The following is an 18444-nucleotide window of genomic DNA, read 5'->3' as shown; positions in this document are numbered from 1 at the left end:
AGTGATAAGCCAAGAACGATGAAGGATATGATACCCCATATTATTCTGGAAGCCCATTTTTTAAATTTTGAGGGAGGTGCATTGTCTCCAGTTTTGCAACACTCTTTCATTTTATTGTTTTGGTGTTTTCGCCACAAGAAAGCATTGACTCTCCGAAATAAGGATTTTGAATTTCTTTATCCAGACTCAACCAATCTGCTCCTTTGTTAGAGTCTGCCATTGGACAATGCTGAACATAAATAGCAGTGGATATTGGATCAAAAGATTCTGCTGTTGCTATCATTGAATTGGATATGCTGATGAACTTTTCTCGAATGGCTTTGATGTCACCAAGATGCTCGATGTGCTGTAAAACTGTTTTCAACGCAGTTGACTGTTGCATCCATAAAGAGTGTGCATCTCCTTTAAAAAGGTTCATATCAATCTTTCCTAAGGAGTTGTTCATCGCCACGCCCGATGCTTTTGCTTTTTCAAAATCATCACTGGCCAATGCAATCTTCAATTTGAAGTAGTTGTCAAAAAGTGGTTGTAAAGACTTTTTGGCATCCTCTGATATTGTTGTTTTCTTAGATGAAACAGGCATTTTTTCCATATTTGAATTGGTATTTCCCCCATGGTTGTGGCCAGTCATGGCTACACCACCTTCCGGGTTCATCATACTTGGTTTGCCTGCTAATTGTGCTGCTGCATCAATACTGAAGGTACCATTGATTGCAATTTCTTCACCAGGCTGCAAGCCATCTTCAATCACATAACTTTCACCTAATTCTGGACCCAAAGTAACTTCTCGCATGATGAAACTTACACCTTGAGCTGACATTTGCATCACATAAACTACAGAGCGTTTGCCCGTCCACATTACAGCAGTTTTAGGGACAGTTAAGGATGTATAATTGGTATTGGTTTTTGCTTCTATCGTTCCAGTTGTGAACATTTCTGGTTTGAGCATTAAACCTTTGTTTGTTGCTTCAAGTCTTGCTTTTGCCACTCTGGTCTTTGGATCGATAACAGGATCGATGTAGCTAATTTTTCCTTTAAATGTTTTACCAGGTATTGATTGCACTGTGTATATCACCGCATCACCTTTGTTTATCCAAGTCATATCTGTCTCATACACATCAAAAAGCACCCATACTTTAGATAAGTCCGCTATTTCATATAAGGCTTCCCCTTGTTTGATATAGTCACCCAGATTGACCATTTTTTTAGTTACATATCCTGAAACATTGGCGAGAATTGGAAACTGTTCTATGGTCTTATTTGATTTGACTATCTGATCAATCTGTTTGTCTGAGAGTTTCCAGTTTTTCAATTTTTCTTTGGCAGCATTAAACAATGCAGGCTGTGTTTCTTTTATTTTTTTGGCTTCAAACAATTCTTCTTGTGCAGTCACCAATTCAGGGGAATACACATTTGCCAAAACCTGACCTGCCGACACAAATTCTCCTGTAAAATTGACTGAAAGCTTTTCAATCCTGCCTGGGATGTGTGAAGATTGGGTAGATAGCAAACGTTCATCTGCCTGTACTTTTCCATTTAGACGAATTGATTTATCAGCCTTACCCTTATTAACCACCATAGTTTGAATCTGTGCCAACTGCATGGCAGTTGGTGACATGCTCACTGCCATAGGGTCTAATTCACCATCTGTGGATTCCAAAGGAATCAAGTCCATACCACAAAGCGGACAATCACCAGGTTCGTTTTGACGGATTTGAGGATGCATTGAACATGTCCAGATAGTTTCAGATTCAGCAGTTGTTGAATGGTTATGTTCATTCGTTTGGTTTTCATTGGATCTTCCAAAAATTATCCAGCCAAGTAGCAAGCCGATTGCTAATGTGCTTATGGCGATAATTACTGTTGTTTTATTTGTATTTTTCATCTTAATTCTTGATTTGTCTTTTTAATAATTGTGCATTGAAAGCAACTATCACAGTGCTAAGGCTCATTAGAACCGCACCGATGGCAGGGCTAAGAATAATGCCAGCACCAGCCAAAACACCAGCAGCTAAAGGAACGGCTACAATGTTATAACCTGCTGCCCACCATAAGTTTTGCATCATTTTTTTGTAAGTAGCAGCACCGAAAAGAATCAAATTGGCAATGTCTTTTGGGTTACTGTTGACCAAAACAATATCAGCCGTTTCGGCTGCTACATCTGTGCCCGAACCAACGGCAATCCCCACATTAGCCTGTGCAAGAGCAGGGGCATCATTTACACCATCACCCGTCATGGCTACAAATTCACCTTTTTCCTGAAGCTCTTTAATGATGCGTTGTTTGTCTTCGGGGAGTACTTCTGCATAGAAGTTGTCCAAAGAGAGTTGCTGGCTAACTGCTTTTGCCACTTGCTGGTTATCACCTGTTGCCATGTAAACTTTTATACCTCTCTCTTTTAGCGTATTTATTGCTGATAAAGATTCTGGTCGAATTTCGTCTGCAAGGGCAATGTATCCTGCCAATGAATTGTCAATCAAAACAAATACTACCGTTTCATCCTCTGTTTTAAAAGCATCAGCTGGAGTGTCAAATCCCTGCTCTGTAAGCATTCCTGGACTAACAATTTTGATTTCCTGTCCTTTTAGGTTTGCCTTGATTCCTTTTCCTGTAATATTTTGGAAGTTCTCAGGCTCTTGTAAAGTCAAATCATTTGCTTTTGCCTTACGAACGATACCTGCCGCTATAGGATGCTCAGAACTATTTTCTATAGACGCAGCAATTTGAAGTAATTCATTGTCCGAGTAATTGTCTAAAGTACTTTTAAACCGTGTTACCCCAAATTCACCTTTGGTTAAAGTGCCTGTTTTGTCGAATATGATTGCGGTTAGTTTCCTTGCATTCTCAAATGCTGTTCGGTTTCTGATCAATAATCCATTTTTAGCAGAAACAGCCGTGGAAATGGCCACTACTAAAGGGACAGCTAAGCCCAAAGCATGAGGACATGAGATAATCATGACGGTTACCATACGTTCTAATGCATATTCAAAGTCTTTACCGAGGCTCAACCATACTACAAGTGTGGTCATACCTGCTCCTAAAGCGATGTAGAATAACCATGCAGCGGCTTTATCTGCCAGATTTTGGGTTTTGGATTTCGTTTCCTGAGCTTCTTTCACCATTTCTATCACCTTAGACAAGTAGGAATCTTTGCCCGTATGCTTCACTTTGATTTTTAAGGTGCCATTGTCATTGACCGAACCACCAATAACCTGATCATTTCTATGTTTGGTTACTGGTTTTGATTCCCCAGTAAGCATGGATTCATTTACATGACTTTCACCTTCCAATACGATACCATCAGCAGGGATTTTTTCGCCTGGTCTTACCAGTATGGTGTCATTGCCTTTTAAATTATCAATAGGCACATCTTCATGCTCCCCATCTTCTTTAATTCTGCGAGCGGTTGAAGGCATCATTTTGGCCAATTCCTGCAAGGCATTGGAAGCTCCCATAACGGATTTCATCTCTATCCAGTGGCCTAATAGCATGATGACGATTAAGCTGGCGAGTTCCCAAAAGAAGATTTTGCCACCAAGTCCAAATACTACAGCTGAACTGTAGAAATAGGCTACTGAAATAGCTAAAGCAATCAAAGTCATCATACCCGGAGCTTTCTTTTTTACTTCATCTGCGAGACCTTTTAGGAATGGCCAACCTCCATAAAAGAAAATAATGGATGAAAGCACGAATTGAACATATCGATCACCATTGAAGCGAAGTTCATAACCGATTAATCCCTGTATCATTGGTGCAAGCACTACGATAGGCAGGGTGATGACTAAAGAAATCCAAAAGCGTTTTTTGAAATCTTCAATCATGTGGGCATGATGTCCCTGGTGATGGTCATGAGATTCATGGCCATTATTATGATTACTATGGTCATGGTGTTCATGACTATGCTTGTGATCTTCGTTTGTATGATTATGATGTTTATTTTCCATGATTATTTCGATTTAGCTGTGATATAATCCAGTTCTGCTAATGCGATGTGGTATTCCGACAAGGCAGTAGCTTTCATTTTTTGATACTTTAATATTTGTTGTTGCATCCTAAGTACTTCTTCAAAGTCTTTTCCCGAAGTGCTGTAAGCAGAGAATAAAAGGTTTAATGATTGCCTAGACTCCTGTATTTGTTCTTCGTATAACTGTATCAACTCAATCTGTTTTTGGATCTCGAACCAAATCATGTCATAGGAACTGATTAGCCTGTTAGCAGCTTCTTCTCTTTGCAGGGAATAAGATTCCTGCATCAGTTGGGCTTCCTTCTGAGCTGCCTTGTATTTACCTCTGAAAATAGGGAGGCTCATAGTCACCATCGGCATCAATACGTCCTGACCATTATCAGGAACAGACATATCTGTTCGTTGGCCAACAATGACATAATCTAAGCCTACACCGATTTTAGGCATACCTTGTTTGGTTGCGGCTAATTCCTGAGCTTCACTTGCCTTTATTTTTAAGTCCAACTCATCGAGTAATGGATTGGAAGTCAATAGAGAATCCCTGCGATAGGTTACAGGCAAGTTTTCTACATACAAGGAATCCTGAACGATAATTGTCTCGTCTTCCTGTCGATTCAGTAGTTTGTTGAAACGGGTTTCAAGTGGCTTTTTCTTTTGCTCCAAAATGGACAAATTGGTCGCTGCATCTTTGAGCATTATATCTACCCTTAATACATCGACCATTGCACCCTTTCCGTTCTGGAACTTTACTGATGCAATGTCCTTGTATGACGATAGAATACTGATGTTTTCATTTTCAATCTCCACCAGTCTTTTCAACTCATAAAGAGGGTAATATGCAGCAGCTACCTGATAAAGTAATTTGTTTCGAGCATCTAAAAACTCTTGATATGTTGCTTCTGCCATTAAAGTAGCAGCATCTTCCTGGGCTTTTAAAGTGCCGAACCATGGAAACATTTGTGTCAAAGAAAACCTTGCTCGTTGCGGCCCGACTCTTGTTTCCACCGGAGACACGAAATAACCGAAGGAAAGATTGGGGTCTGGCAAGCTGCTAACTTGTGTCACTTTTTGCATGGCAGCTTCAAAGGATTTGTATTTAGCCTGCAATCCCGGATTGTTTTCTGCCGCTAACTTGAAATAGTCATCTAACGACTGAGCATTTGTTAATGTGGAAAAGCCAAATGCCGTGAATATGATTATGATTATTTTTTTCATGATTGGCCTTTTAAAATTTTACGTTCTTCTCTCCAGCAGTAAATCACCGGAACGATGAAATAAGTGATGGCAGCAAATAGCATCCCTCCAACAGCAGGCAATGCCATGGGTATCATAATATCTGAACCTCTTCCTGTTGAAGTGAGGATAGGTAGTAAAGCAATGATGGTCGTGGCAGTTGTCATTACTGCTGGCTTTATTCTGCGCTGTCCTGCTTCCACTGTTGCCGCTCTTATTCCTTTTATATTATCTGTTTTATTTCTATCAAAGCTTTGATCCAGATAAGTAGCCATCAATACTCCATCGTCAGTTGCTATTCCAAAGAGGGCAATAAAGCCAACCCAAACTGCCACACTTAAATTAATAGTATGTATTTGGAATAAATCACGAAAGTTTGTGCCGAAGACTGAGAAGTCTGCAAACCAATTTTGCCCATAGAGCCATAGCATGATAAAACCACCACTAAAGGCCATTGCTATTCCAGTAAATACCATTAATGAAGTAGATACCGAACGGAACTGGAAATAAAGAATGAGAAATACAATTCCCAATACCAAAGGAACTATTATAGAAAGTCGTTTTTCTGCCCTCACCTGATTTTCATAACTCCCTGAAAACTTATAGCTCACACCAGCAGGTACGGTCAGTTCACCTGAGTCAATTTTGCCTTGGATCGTCTTTTGAGCATCATTTACCACTGTGACTTCAGAAAATCCATCTCTCTTGTCAAAAAGGACATAGCCTACAAGAAAGGTTTCTTCACTTTTTATCGCTTGTGGACCCCTTACATATTCAAAGTCTATGATTTGAGATAATGGAATTTGAGCACCTGTGGGTGTAGGCATTAGTATTTTACCCAATGCTTCAGGGTCATCCCTCAATTCTCTTGGATAGCGTACCCTGACAGGAAATCGTTCTCGACCTTCTACAGTGGAAGTGATTTTCATTCCACCAATTGCAGTTTCTATGGTCCGCTGAACATCTTCTATATTCAATCCATATCGTGAGATTTCATCCCTGTTTATGTTGAGGTGTATGTAGGGTTTACCTACAATTCTATCCGCAAATACTGCTTCTGCCTTTACAGAAGGCACTCCTTTTAGAACGTTCTCCAACTGCAATCCAAAGTTCTCTATTGTTTTCAGGTCAGGGCCATATACCTTGATTCCCATAGGAGCTCGCATCCCTGTTTGGAGCATCACCAAGCGCGTTTCTATGGGCTGAAGTTTAGGTGCTGATGTCACACCAGGTATTTTAGTGACTTTGACGATTTCATTCCAAATATCATCGGGTGATTGGATATGGTCTCTCCAGTTGCGATAATATTTACCATTATCATCAGGTATAAGATCATTAGCTTCTATGGCCTGATTTAAACCTTCCTGATTGGTGATGCTATCACCTGAAACAGTTATGAAACGATTCTCATTGTCAACTTTAAATCGTTGTCTATGCCCTTTTTGATTGAGCATATATTCCGATTTGTAATTGATGGTGTTTTCATACATCGAAATAGGTGCAGGATCGAGTGCAGATTCCACTCTACCGAGTTTACCCACAGTCAATTCTATTTCGGGAATATTGGTCAGCATCATATCTAATTGCCCAACTACTTTGCGATTATATTCAATACCTGAATGAGGCATGGAAGTCGGCATGAGCAAAAAGCTGCCTTCATCCAGAGAAGGCATAAATTCCTTTCCTATACCTGGAAAGGTTTGGGACATGGCTGACCATCCTTTGGTCTGATCCAAATTCCATCCAACCTTCTCAAAACCCTTGGAGACAAAACCAAAAACAGCATTGAAGCCAAGCCAAATATTTGCACCTAATAGGATGAGTATAGTCGGGATAATCAAAAACTTGATTTTGTTATTTAAACACCAAGTGAGGATTTTTTTGTATTGAAATTCCAATAGCCTAAACGCACCGAGTATAACACCGACCAATAGGGCAACAAAAACAAAGTTGAGGAGAAGGGATTTAGATGCACCTAGTGGTAACCAATATTTTGCCAGCAACCAAATGACTCCCAACAGGACAATGATTAATTCCGCATACTTGAGTAAGAACTTTATTACAGTCGGAAGTGAAGCATTTTTGAGCTGTTCAATGTTTTTTACAATACCGATGATTCCAAATAGAATTAGTAACACTCCCGTCCAAACCTGTCCAATAAAGAGGCTTATAATTCCAATAAGTACTAAGCCGTAATGACCATACTTTCTTAAAAACTTGTTTTTGATATTGAATCCAAAAAACCAATGTGCCAGCGTTGGTAAAATCAGCAATGAAACGATCAATGCAGCTAAAAGGGCAAAAGTCTTTGTAAAAGCCAGAGGACCAAACAGCTTGCCTTCTGCTGCCTGCATGGTAAATACAGGGACAAAACTCACAATTGTGGTAGAGACAGCCGTTAATATCGCAGTGGCCACCTCTGATGCTCCATTGTAAATGGTATCAATTAGTTTTTGGCTTGGTGGGGCTTCATCAATATGCTTGATGATATTTTCAGAAAGAATAATACCTAAGTCCACCATTGTTCCGATGGCAATGGCTATTCCTGATAGTGCTACAATATTCGCATCGACACCAAAGTATCGCATGGCAATAAACACCATGAGCACGGCAATGGGCAAAAGGCTGGAAATAAGGAATGAAGCTCTTAGGTTATATACCATCACAATCACCACCAGAATGGTAATGAGAATTTCCAGCGACAAGGCTTCTTCCAGTGTACCTAAGGTTTCATAGATCAATTCTGAGCGATCATAAAACGGGACAATTGTAAGCTGGCTTTCTCTACCGTCAGCCAATGTTTTCTTGGGAAGGCCGGGTGCTATTTCAATAATTTTGGCTTTTACATTGTTGATGACCTGCAAGGGATTCGCTCCATATCGAGCTACTACAACGCCACCTACTACTTCAGCACCATCTTTGTCCAAAATACCTCGTCTTGTAGCGGGGCCAAGAGATACTACACCAATGTCTTTTATCCTTATAGGCACATTGTCTTGTACTGCAACTACTGCCTTTTCTATGTCTTCTACTTTCTTGACATATCCTAAACCACGAACTAAATATTCAGCCTGATTGATTTCTATGGTCTTTGCACCAACATCCTTATTGGATTTTTGTACTGCCTGCATGACTTTATGCAAGGGGATGTTGTAGGCTTTCAAAGCGTCAGGATTTACATCAATTTGGTATTCCTGAATAAAACCGCCAATGGAAGCAACTTCTGAAACGCCTTCTGTTGCATTTAAACCATACTTCACATAGAAGTCCTGAACTGTGCGGATTTCGTGCAAGTCCCAACCGCCAGTTGGATTTCCGTTTTTGTCCCTTCCTTCAATGGTGTACCAATACACCTGCCCTAAGGCGGTGGCATCTGGGCCCAATGCAGGCTGTACGGCATCAGGGAGTAAGCCAGAGGGTAGTGAGTTGAGTTTTTCGAGTATTCTGGAACGTGACCAATAGAACTCTACATCTTCGGAGAAGATGATATAAATACTGGAAAAACCGAAGATGGATGAACTTCTGATAGATTTTACTCCTGGGATACCTAATAAATAGGTAGTTAAAGGATAAGAGATTTGATCTTCAATATCTTGTGGTGAACGGCCAGCCCATTGGGTAAAAACGATTTGTTGGTTTTCTCCTATGTCTGGTATGGCATCTACCGGAACGGGATCAGAAGGCAATGCACCCACTTGCCATCCAAATGGAGCAGTTACAATTCCCCAGGCTACAAAACCTGTAAGGACGAGAACAGTGACCAACTTATTCTCTAAGAAATATTTTATGATTTTATTGAGCATAATACAATTGAATTTGATTGAACAGAAAAGAATTGTTCAATGGCAGGAAATGCCACTATGCTCCATAGTCACAAGACCAGGAACATCAAATTGTACTATGCGGTTTAAATTAAAAAGGTCTGAAAAAGGACTTGAATATCCTTATCAGGTATGGGAGGAGAGTAATAAGTGTTATGAACAAAAGCTTGATCAGTAAATAGAACCGGCTGAATATAAGTGTGAATGAAAGCAACAAAGAAAACAGGATTCACATCAACAGAGAAGGCTTGAAGATTTGCATTCTCATCTAACTGAAGTACCTCATGTTGATTTTCACAACAAGGTTTAGGGTTCACCTGTTCTTCTGAGGATGGTTCTTTTTTGCAATCTCCATCCATATCTGCCATACCGCAATCAGGATTATGAAGCCCGATTGAAAAAGAGGTCTCAACCGCTTCACCACCGCAAAAGTGGGTGTTCATAGAGAAACCCACGTTGGAAACCAACATGAGCAAAGCAAGCGATATGGAGATTATTCTTTTCACCTAAAGCAAAAATAGGAAATTAAAAGAAGGATGTTTTATAGAATTTTGACTTTTGTTTACAAGATTCGGTTTTGAAGAAGCATAATCAATGACATGCCTATCATTGAAAGGTCTTCAACAATTGTAACTGTGCTCATTGGTAAGTTGAAAACATCCCCTAAACAAGCGCATTTAATCTTTCTCTTATCCAAATTACTTTTTATTACCCCTATACTACTTATACCTAAGATTAAGAAGGTACTCAAATTGGTAACTAATGGGGCAATATTAGTTAGGTAAAGAAGTCCGAGAGCCAACTCAACAAAAGGGTATATGTAACCCCAAGTCTTCCATTTAGCAGCTACAATATCATACATACTGTATGAATTGGCAAAGCCCTGTAAGTTTAGCAGCTTGAAAAAAGCAAAGACAATGAAGAACCCTGCCATAAAGTGGCGCATCCACAACATCCCCGAAAATTCATTGAATGGGTATTGGCTCAAAGCTGTTACCACAGCAATGAACCCTACAATAAGGATCAGTGGTTTGTAGGTGGTAATGGACTTCTCAGCGAGTGGTTCTTGTTTTTTGATCTTAGGGAGCGGAGCTTGTACGGTCTCTTGATATTCTTCAGAAATGGCATAGTTCCCTACCTTTTTTAATGCCAGATTAATTTCTCCAAGGTCTAAAGATTCATCGGAGATAATCTTTGCCTGTGGGTATTCCAGTTGAATAGCGGCTTCTTGTATCTCTTCGATTCCATTGATCGTTCTCTTCACTTTGGCCAAACAGCCAGTGCAAGTCATTCCGGTAATTGTATATTCTTTGGTCATCTTGTTATCGTATTAATTGTCACGATACAAAGATGATCGGTAAGCTGCTTGTGGCTGTTACACAATTTTGAAAAAGGCTTATGAGATTTTGATCACAGCTGATCCAGTGATTGCCGTCCCGGATTTCTCATTTTCTTAAAAGCTGTGGGGGTCATGCCCGTCTCTTTTTTGAATTGGGCGGATAGATGGGCTACACTGCTGTAGTCCATTTGATGAGCAATCTCTGAGAGCGTTAGCTCATTGTAAAAGATGAGCTCTTTCACTCGCTCTACTTTTTGTTTAAGGATAAACCGCTCAATAGTGACTCCTTCGACAGAAGAGAAAAGCCTGCTGAGAGAAGAATACTCCTGGTGCAGTTTATCAGCTATTAGGGTAGAGAAATTGATATTTAAGGCTTCTTTGTTGTGATGAATTTGATCTACAATGATCGCTTTGATCTGTCCGATCAGTTTCGACTTTTGATCTTGAAGCAACTCAAAGCCTCGTGCTGCCAGTAGTTCCTCCAGCTGTGATTTCTGATCACTCGTGATGTTGTTTGGTGTATGAACTTCTCCGAGTTCAATGGAGGAGGTTTCTATATTCAGGTTATCCAAAATGTCCTTCACTGTGTCAATACAGCGAGGACAAACCATGTTTTTTATGTAGAGGGTGTTTAGCTTCATTTTGTTTTAATCTGATATTTTTTCATCACTTATCAAATGATTTGATCAACAATCCTCCAACTCACAGTTTTCACCCTGTGCTTCAAACTCTATGGTAATGTGATTAATCGATTCATCTTTTAATTGTGTTCTTACTTGCTCTTTGAGCTTAGCTTGTTCTGAAAGTTTGTAGTCTTTATCTAGTCGAAGGTGAAGTGTAAGAATGTTGTACTGGCCGTCCATCGACCATGCGTGGCAGTCATGGATGTCAGTAACTTTTGATATGTTCTTGAGCTTTTGCCGAATGTCGTCAATGGAAATTTCCTCGGGAATGCCCTGAAGAATTACTAAAAGGCTCTTTTTGAGGTTTTTGTAAACATTGTACAAAACAAAAAGCGAGATTAGTACTGAGAGTAACGGATCTATAAATGGTGCATCTGTATACATCATAATGACACTACCTATAAGAACGGCCACCCATCCCAAGACATCTTCTAAAAGATGTAGTGAAACTACTTTTTCATTCAGAGATTCTCCTTTTCGGAGTTTGAAAACAGCTGCACCATTTACTACTATTCCCAAAATCGATAGATAGAGCATGCCTTCAACATTTGTTTCCCCAGGATTAAAGAGTTCAGGAATCGCTTTTGTCAGGATGAATATTGACCCTGCCACTAACACAATCGAATTGATTATCGCACCAAGCAATGAGAATCGTTTGTACCCGTAAGAGAATGTCTTGGTTCTACCTTTCTTGGATAGCTTCTGAAAGTACCACGAAAGTCCTAAACTGAGGCTATCTCCTAAATCATGCAGTGCATCCGACAGGATAGCCAAACTATTGGTATAGAGACCACCAATGATCTCAATGATTGTAAAGGCAAGGTTGAGAAAGAAGGCTACTTTTACATTGCCCTCTGAATGATTATGTGAATGATTGTGATTATGTCCCATAATCATTTTGCCAATTTCAGTATTCGAAAAGCACCACGCATAACAAAGGAGAAAACAACACCACCAACAACCAGATCCGGCCATTTACTTTTTAGAAAATAAACCAGAATCCCAGCTAGTATTACCCCTCCATTCACTATAATATCATTAGATGTAAATATCGCACTGGCCTGCATGTGAGCTTCATCACTTTTAGCTTTGTTGATCAGCCAAAGCGAGACCAAGTTACCAATTAAGGCAAGTACCGAAATGATGATCATCCATTGAAACAGCGGTGTTTCGCTTTCGCTGAAAAACCTGCGCAAAACTTCTGAAAAACCTAACAGAGCCAATCCCATCTGAAAATAGCCACTGATTTTGGCTACTTTCTTCTTACGAGAAATAGCTGCACCGACAGCAAATAAGCTCAGGCCGTAGACGATGGAATCTGCCAGCATATCCAGCGAGTCAGCCACCAGACCCATAGAGCGGGATATCCATCCGGTAGTCATTTCTACTACAAAGAAGCCGAAATTGATGCCCAATACCCACCATAGTATTTTCCTTTGATGCGATTCGTCAACAACTGAAGGCAAATCAGCGTCTTCTGTGTTTTCCAATTTATCGTTTAGGTTCAACTCGCTGATAGCCTGATGAATTTGATCTATGTCACCAATGTGGTAAATTCCAAGTTGACGGGAAGGTATGTCAAATTCAAGGTGTTTTATATTGGAAAACGACTCCAATTTCATACGAATTAACTGTTCCTCAGAGGAGCAGTCCATTCTCGATATTTTGAATATTGTTTTTTTCATACTTCTATCTTTAATCATCATCTCCCAGCTCACCCTTTTTCATTTCTGCTAATAAGTAATATGCATTGTTCCAAGCGACAGTTGTACCTTCTTCTAATGGTTGGAGAAGTTTAACTTCTATCCAACCGTTATCCATTGCTCCAACAATAATTTCCTCCGGTACAAATTCCCACTCAACTTCACCATCTTCATCTTTCTTCTCAGCCGTGAAAATGAAATATTTATCACCATCTCTAATTACAGCAGCTTCAGGCAGAGCATAACAACGAACGTCATCAATTATGATACGTCCCCGCACATACATACCGGGAATAAGCAATCCTTCCTTATTATGAATTTCTGCATGAAGGTGAATGGCCTTAGGGTCTTGCTCGAATGCTTTACCTACTGAATAAATGGTTGCTTCCAGTTCTTTTCCTGGCAAGGATTCAATAGAAAACTTAACTTTCTGGCCTTCTTTTACCTTGTGTATGTCTTTTTCAAACACCGTTAAATCGGTATGGATGTGATCTATATTGACGATTTCAAACATCTCGGTTTGTGGCTGTACATATTGGCCTGTTTTTACATTTACATGTCGTACGTATCCTGAAATAGGAGTGGATACTGGTACTTGATCGTAGATTTCACCTTGCTGTATTTTCATAAGGCTCAATCCCAATAGTCTTAACTGTGCTTCATAACCTACTACCGTTCCTTTCATTGACTGGTAATCCGCCTGTGTTTTCTGAAATTCTTTTCCTGACCCTACTTTTTCATCATAGAGCTTCTTTTGACGCTGGTATTCTTTATCAATGTATTGAAGTTGGTTCCAGCTATTGATGTAATCGGTTTGTAGTTTAATCAGGTCAGGATGGTTGAGGTATGCCAGTACCTGTCCTTTCTTTATTTTATCGCCTTCAATTACTTTAATGCTGATAATGTTCGCACCTATGACGGCTGTAACCGCTGCTTCATTTTGTGGGGGTACTTCCAATTGTCCGTTTGCATCCACATAGGAGGAGATGTTGCGAAGTGGTAAAGTATCTACCTTCATTCTTAGCGATTGAAATTGCTGGGTAGAAAAGTGTACTTCTTCAACATGTTCTTCTTCTAGTTCTTCCCCTTCTTCTTTATTCACCGAGTTTCCACACGATACAATCAATAAACTTGCTGCAACGAACAAGCTGCCAATACTCCAAGTCTTTAACAATGGAGTAGTGTAATTTTTTATGTAAGAGTTCATATTATTCAGTTTTTTATATTATTGACCAATCAGGTATTCCAGATTGATAATGGCCTGGTTGTACCCGTTTAATGTATTGAGATAATTGAATTTCAGTTCCAGCCCCTGATTTAGATTTTGAAAATATTCCACATAATCTATGGCTCCATTCTCGAAACTCTTTTGAGCATTGCCAATGATGAGATTTGCTTGTGGAATTGCTTTGTCCTTATAGTAGCTCAAGCTCCCCCCGTATTTGAACACTTCCTGTAGCTGCTGTTCGTACTGCCCCTGAAGGACGGAAGTGTAGTAATTAGCATTGGTTTCGGCCATCTGCTCTTTGAGCCTGGCTGATTTTATATTGGCCTTATAGGAACCGTAAAATAACGGTATTGAAATGCCAGCCTGTACTCCGGAAAATCGATTAGAAGAGCCTGCAATATCACCAGTTGTAGTTTGTTGCCCTATTAGTGATTGATTAAAATACCCGACTGATAAACCAGGGAGCGTTTTAGATGTTTGCACCGCTTTTTCAGCACTGGCAATTTCAATCTGTTGTTTAGCATACGCCAGCAAAGGATTATTGACTACTTGTGTCGAATCCTGAATACCCGCCAATGTCCTTTCAGTTAAGGCTTCTGGCGTAAACTGGATTCCTGTGGTGTCATTCAATAATATGCGAAGTTGTTTTTCCTGAATGGCAATGTCCGATGCTATTAGTTTAAGTGTATTTTGGATTTCCATTACCTTGGTTTCTGCTGCTGCTTTTTCAAGGTAGCTGGTAGCTTCCGTTTCATAACGGATGGTGGCTGCATGTAGAAACCGACCATAAATAGTATCCTGATACAAAAGCAACTTTTCTTTTTCCCGTAACCAAGCCAGTTGATACCAGCTTTGGCGAATTTCTCGTTTCAGGCTATTCTCAGTTACCTCTAGTTGCATCTTGCTTCCTTCGGTCTTTTCTTTTGCGAGTTTACGTTGGTTGGTGTAAACGGTAGGAAAATCAAATTGCTGGGTCAGGTTCAAGGCAAAATCATTTTCAAAACTGTTGTATTGCCCATATTGCATACCTACATTGGTCTTACCCGGATCAAACGCAGCTCTTTTTCCTTGTTCCTGCAACTCTATATTTGTTTTGGCTATCTGTACATTGCCGTTATTCGATAAACCGATCCTGAGGGCTTCCTCTAATGTGGTGACTGTTTTATCTTTTGTCTCCTGAGCTTTCAGTTCACCGGACGAAAAAAGAGTGAATCCACCAATCAGTATCAGAATAGTCATGGCTTTGGGTATCATTACTTTGGAGCTTCTGTTTTCTACCCACCTGTATAATATAGGAAGCACAAATAAGGTAAGTAAAGTGGCTGTAATCATTCCGCCAATTACCACGGTCGCTAAGGGTTGCTGGACTTCTGCACCTGCCGAGGTAGAAACAGCCATTGGCAAAAAGCCAAAGACATCTGTGAGTGCTGTAAGAAGAATTGGCCTTATCCGCCTTCTTGCGCCTAACCGGATACGTTCATTCAAATCGCTTACTCCTTCATCTTTCAGTTCGTTCCATCCACTTATGAGTACTAACCCATTCAATACGGCTACTCCAAAGAGTACAATAAAACCAACGCCTGCTGAAATACTGAACGGCATATCTCGCAACCATAAAGAGAAAACCCCTCCAATGGCTGCCAATGGAATGGCCATGTATATCATCATGGATTGTTTGAAAGACTTTAGAGCAAAAAATATGAGTAAGAATATCAATGCTAATGCGATAGGAACGACTATTTGTAATCGCTTACTGGCACGTTCCAGATTCTCAAAAGCGCCCCCATACCGTATGTAATAACCAGGGGGGAGGTCAAGCTTTGCGTCCAACTTTTGCTGAATTTCTTCTACAAGTGATTTTATATCACGTCCCCTGACATTGATGCCTACATAAGTCCTGCGGTTGGTATTATCCCGGCTGATTTGCATGGGGCCTGGTTGGTAGCTTATGTTTGCTACTTCTTTCAGAGGGATTTGTGAGCCGCTGGGTAAACTAATGTAGAGGTTCTTTATATCGTCAATGCTTTTACGGTGTTGTTCATCCAGTCGAACGACCAAATCAAAACGTTTTTCACCTTCAAAAATTACCCCTGCCTTACCACCTACAAAAGCTGATTGAATCAACCTATTCAGGTCTTGGATATTTACCCCATATTGAGCCAGTTTATTCCGGTTATACTGCACAGTCATTTGGGGAAGTCCTGTTGTTGCCTCCACACGCATATCACCTATGCCTTGAGTCCCGGCAATAATCTTTGATATTTCTTCCGCTTTTGCGGCCAAGATATTGATGTCTTCCCCGTATAATTTGATGGCAATATCCTCCTTAATTCCTTCTAACAATTCGTTGAACCGCATTTCGATGGGCTGGGTAAACTCGAAATTGACACCTGGTATCTTTTCCAGTTCCTCTTTCATTTTATATATCAGATCGTCTTTGCTTTCGGCAGAAACCCATTCTTCCTTGGGAGCCATTATGACGAATACATCTGCATAATCAAAGGGCATAGGATCTGTTGGGATTTCGGCAGACCCAATACGGCTAACTATCTTCAGTACTTCAGGAAACTTAGTCTTAACAATACCTTCTATTTTGGTGGTGGTTTCGATGGTTTCCGATAGCGAGCTACCCGGTTTTAGAATAGCATGAAATGCAATATCTCCTTCATCCAACTGTGGAACAAATTCTCCACCCATGCGTGAGAAGGTAAAGACCGCCAAGCCGAGCAATACAACCGCTGAAACGATTACCCATTTGGCTTTTTTTAATGCCCTACCCAATGTGGGTTCATAAATATTCTCAAGCCAAAGGACAAAACGATCACCCCATGAAGCTTTATTACTGTTGCTTGTACGAATAAACCAAGCCGACATCATAGGAACATAGGTTAGGCAAAGGATCATAACACCAATCATGGCAAACATGAAGGTGAGTGCCATCGGCTTGAACATTTTACCCTCAACACCTTGTAGGGCAAGAATCGGGATAAACACTATGAGTATAATGAGTTGACCAAAGAAGGCAGCATTCATCATTTTGCTTGAGGCCGAATAGGATACTTCATCTCTAACCTGTGCAGTGATGTTCTGTTTTTTCAATACACGTTCGTGAAGGAGAAATACGGTGCTTTCCACAATTATTACAGCACCGTCTATAATGATTCCGAAATCAATGGCTCCCAGGCTCATCAAGTTTGCCCAAACGCCAAAAACGTTCATTAATACAAAAGCAAACAATAAGGATAGGGGAATAGTTGATGCTACGATTAATCCACCACGCCAATTCCCAAGCAGAAACACCAAAACAAAAATGACAATCAATGCCCCTTCCATCAGGTTAGTGCTGACTGTGTCTGTTGTTTTTGCTATGAGTTTACTTCTGTCAAGTAGTGGTTCAATTACAATACCTTCAGGTAAGGATTTCTGAATTTCCATCATGCGTTCTTTCACACGAATTATTACATCATTGGAGTTGGCTCCTTTGAGCAATAACACTAACCCACCTACAACTTCTTCACCATCCTGCGTTAGTGCACCATAACGAACCGCATTACCATATTGAACTTTTGCTACATCCTTGATTCGGATAGGCAGGTTATTCACATTTTTAACCACTATGTTCTCAATGTCTTTCAGATTTCTGGCTAAACCTTCGCCTCTAATAAAATTGGCTTGATGGTTTTTCTCGATATAAGCGCCACCTGTATTCTGATTGTTGGCTTCCAGTGCATTGAAAATATCAAGAATAGTAATGCCAATTGCCTTCAGTTCATCTGGGTTGATGGCCACTTCATACTGTTTCAAACTTCCTCCAATGGCGTTTATTTCTACCACTCCGGGAACCATTGCCATTTGCCTACGCACAATCCAATCTTGCATCGTGCGTAAATCAGTGGGAGTGAATTGGCCTTTGTGAGTAGAATCTACTTTTAGTGTGTATTGATAGATTTCTCCCAACCCGGTGGATATTGGCCCCATTGAAGGCTCACCAAATTCTTTTGGGATACTTTCTTTGATTTCTGCAAGCTTTTCAGCCACTAATTGCCTTGGCAGATAAGTTCCAATATCGTCTTCAAAAACGATAGTTACTACCGATAAACCAAATCGGGAAACCGAGCGGATTTCAGTTACACCGGGTAGGTTGGCTACTGCCACCTCCACTGGATAGGTAACAAACTGCTCAATATCCTCTGTGCCCAGGTTCGGAGCTTGTGTAATGACCTGTACCTGGTTATTTGTAATATCCGGCACAGCATCTAGCGGTACTTGGGACGCACTCCATAAGCCACCAATAATGAGGGCAATGGTGAGCATGCCAATAATAAGCTTGTTTTTTATTGAAAACGAAATTATTTGATTAATCATAGCTTTACTTTTATCAGGATCTCTTGATAAAGAAGTCCTGATGTTTATGACTTTTAAACATGTTGATTTGGAAATACAAGCCGTACTGTTCTATTGGACTGTAGGCGT

11 protein-coding genes are annotated in these 18444 nt (G+C 40.3%); all 11 read right to left on the bottom strand.

Annotated features, from left to right (window positions below; all coding sequences use genetic code 11):
• Positions 1–106: 106 nt before the first annotated feature.
• The 11 genes from ACO067_RS24415 to ACO067_RS24365 all read right to left on the bottom strand — a co-directional run bounded on the left by ACO067_RS24415 (position 107) and on the right by ACO067_RS24365 (position 18336).
• Positions 107–1885, bottom strand: a complete 1779-nt coding sequence (locus tag ACO067_RS24415) for an efflux RND transporter periplasmic adaptor subunit (RefSeq protein WP_421879723.1) — start codon at positions 1883–1885, stop codon at positions 107–109.
• Between the two features lies 1 nt (position 1886).
• A complete protein-coding gene (locus tag ACO067_RS24410) occupies positions 1887–3944 on the bottom strand; it encodes a copper-translocating P-type ATPase (RefSeq protein WP_421879719.1) in 2058 nt (685 codons plus the stop codon).
• Positions 3945–3946: 2 nt separating this feature from the next.
• The gene (locus tag ACO067_RS24405) at positions 3947–5179 is read right to left on the bottom strand and encodes a TolC family protein (RefSeq protein WP_421879716.1); all 1233 of its coding nucleotides are present in this window, start codon (positions 5177–5179) and stop codon (positions 3947–3949) included.
• The gene (locus tag ACO067_RS24400; protein WP_421879713.1) at positions 5176–9000 is read right to left on the bottom strand and encodes an efflux RND transporter permease subunit; all 3825 of its coding nucleotides are present in this window, start codon (positions 8998–9000) and stop codon (positions 5176–5178) included. The genes ACO067_RS24405 and ACO067_RS24400 overlap by 4 nt, the downstream gene beginning before the upstream one ends.
• Before the next feature lie 104 nt (positions 9001–9104).
• On the bottom strand, positions 9105–9524 hold the full coding sequence (locus ACO067_RS24395) for an HYC_CC_PP family protein (RefSeq protein WP_201921688.1): 420 nt from the start codon (positions 9522–9524) through the stop codon (positions 9105–9107).
• A gap of 56 nt (positions 9525–9580) precedes the next feature.
• Positions 9581–10336, bottom strand: coding sequence for a heavy-metal-associated domain-containing protein (locus ACO067_RS24390; RefSeq protein WP_201921685.1), 756 nt, complete (start codon positions 10334–10336; stop codon positions 9581–9583).
• A gap of 92 nt (positions 10337–10428) precedes the next feature.
• Positions 10429–10998: a helix-turn-helix domain-containing protein gene (locus tag ACO067_RS24385; RefSeq protein ID WP_115869573.1), complete on the bottom strand. Its 570-nt coding sequence runs from the start codon at positions 10996–10998 to the stop codon at positions 10429–10431.
• 45 nt (positions 10999–11043) lie between these two features.
• Positions 11044–11931 carry a cation diffusion facilitator family transporter gene (locus tag ACO067_RS24380; RefSeq protein ID WP_041935341.1) on the bottom strand — a complete coding sequence of 296 codons (888 nt, stop codon included), beginning with the start codon at positions 11929–11931 and terminating at the stop codon, positions 11044–11046.
• A gap of 2 nt (positions 11932–11933) precedes the next feature.
• A complete protein-coding gene (locus tag ACO067_RS24375) occupies positions 11934–12725 on the bottom strand; it encodes a cation transporter (protein ID WP_014022292.1) in 792 nt (263 codons plus the stop codon).
• Between the two features lie 10 nt (positions 12726–12735).
• A complete protein-coding gene (locus tag ACO067_RS24370; protein ID WP_421879708.1) occupies positions 12736–13950 on the bottom strand; it encodes an efflux RND transporter periplasmic adaptor subunit in 1215 nt (404 codons plus the stop codon).
• 18 nt (positions 13951–13968) lie between these two features.
• Entirely contained in the window at positions 13969–18336 is a 4368-nt protein-coding gene (locus tag ACO067_RS24365) for a CusA/CzcA family heavy metal efflux RND transporter (protein WP_421879705.1), read from the bottom strand.
• Between the last annotated feature and the right edge of the window lie 108 nt (positions 18337–18444).

The sequence above is a fragment of the Marinoscillum sp. genome, assembly GCF_965229915.1.
In the GTDB taxonomy this organism is placed as follows: domain Bacteria; phylum Bacteroidota; class Bacteroidia; order Cytophagales; family Cyclobacteriaceae; genus Marinoscillum.
Note: the sequence above shows the minus strand (reverse complement) of the source record. Positions and strands in the feature narration are given on the sequence as shown.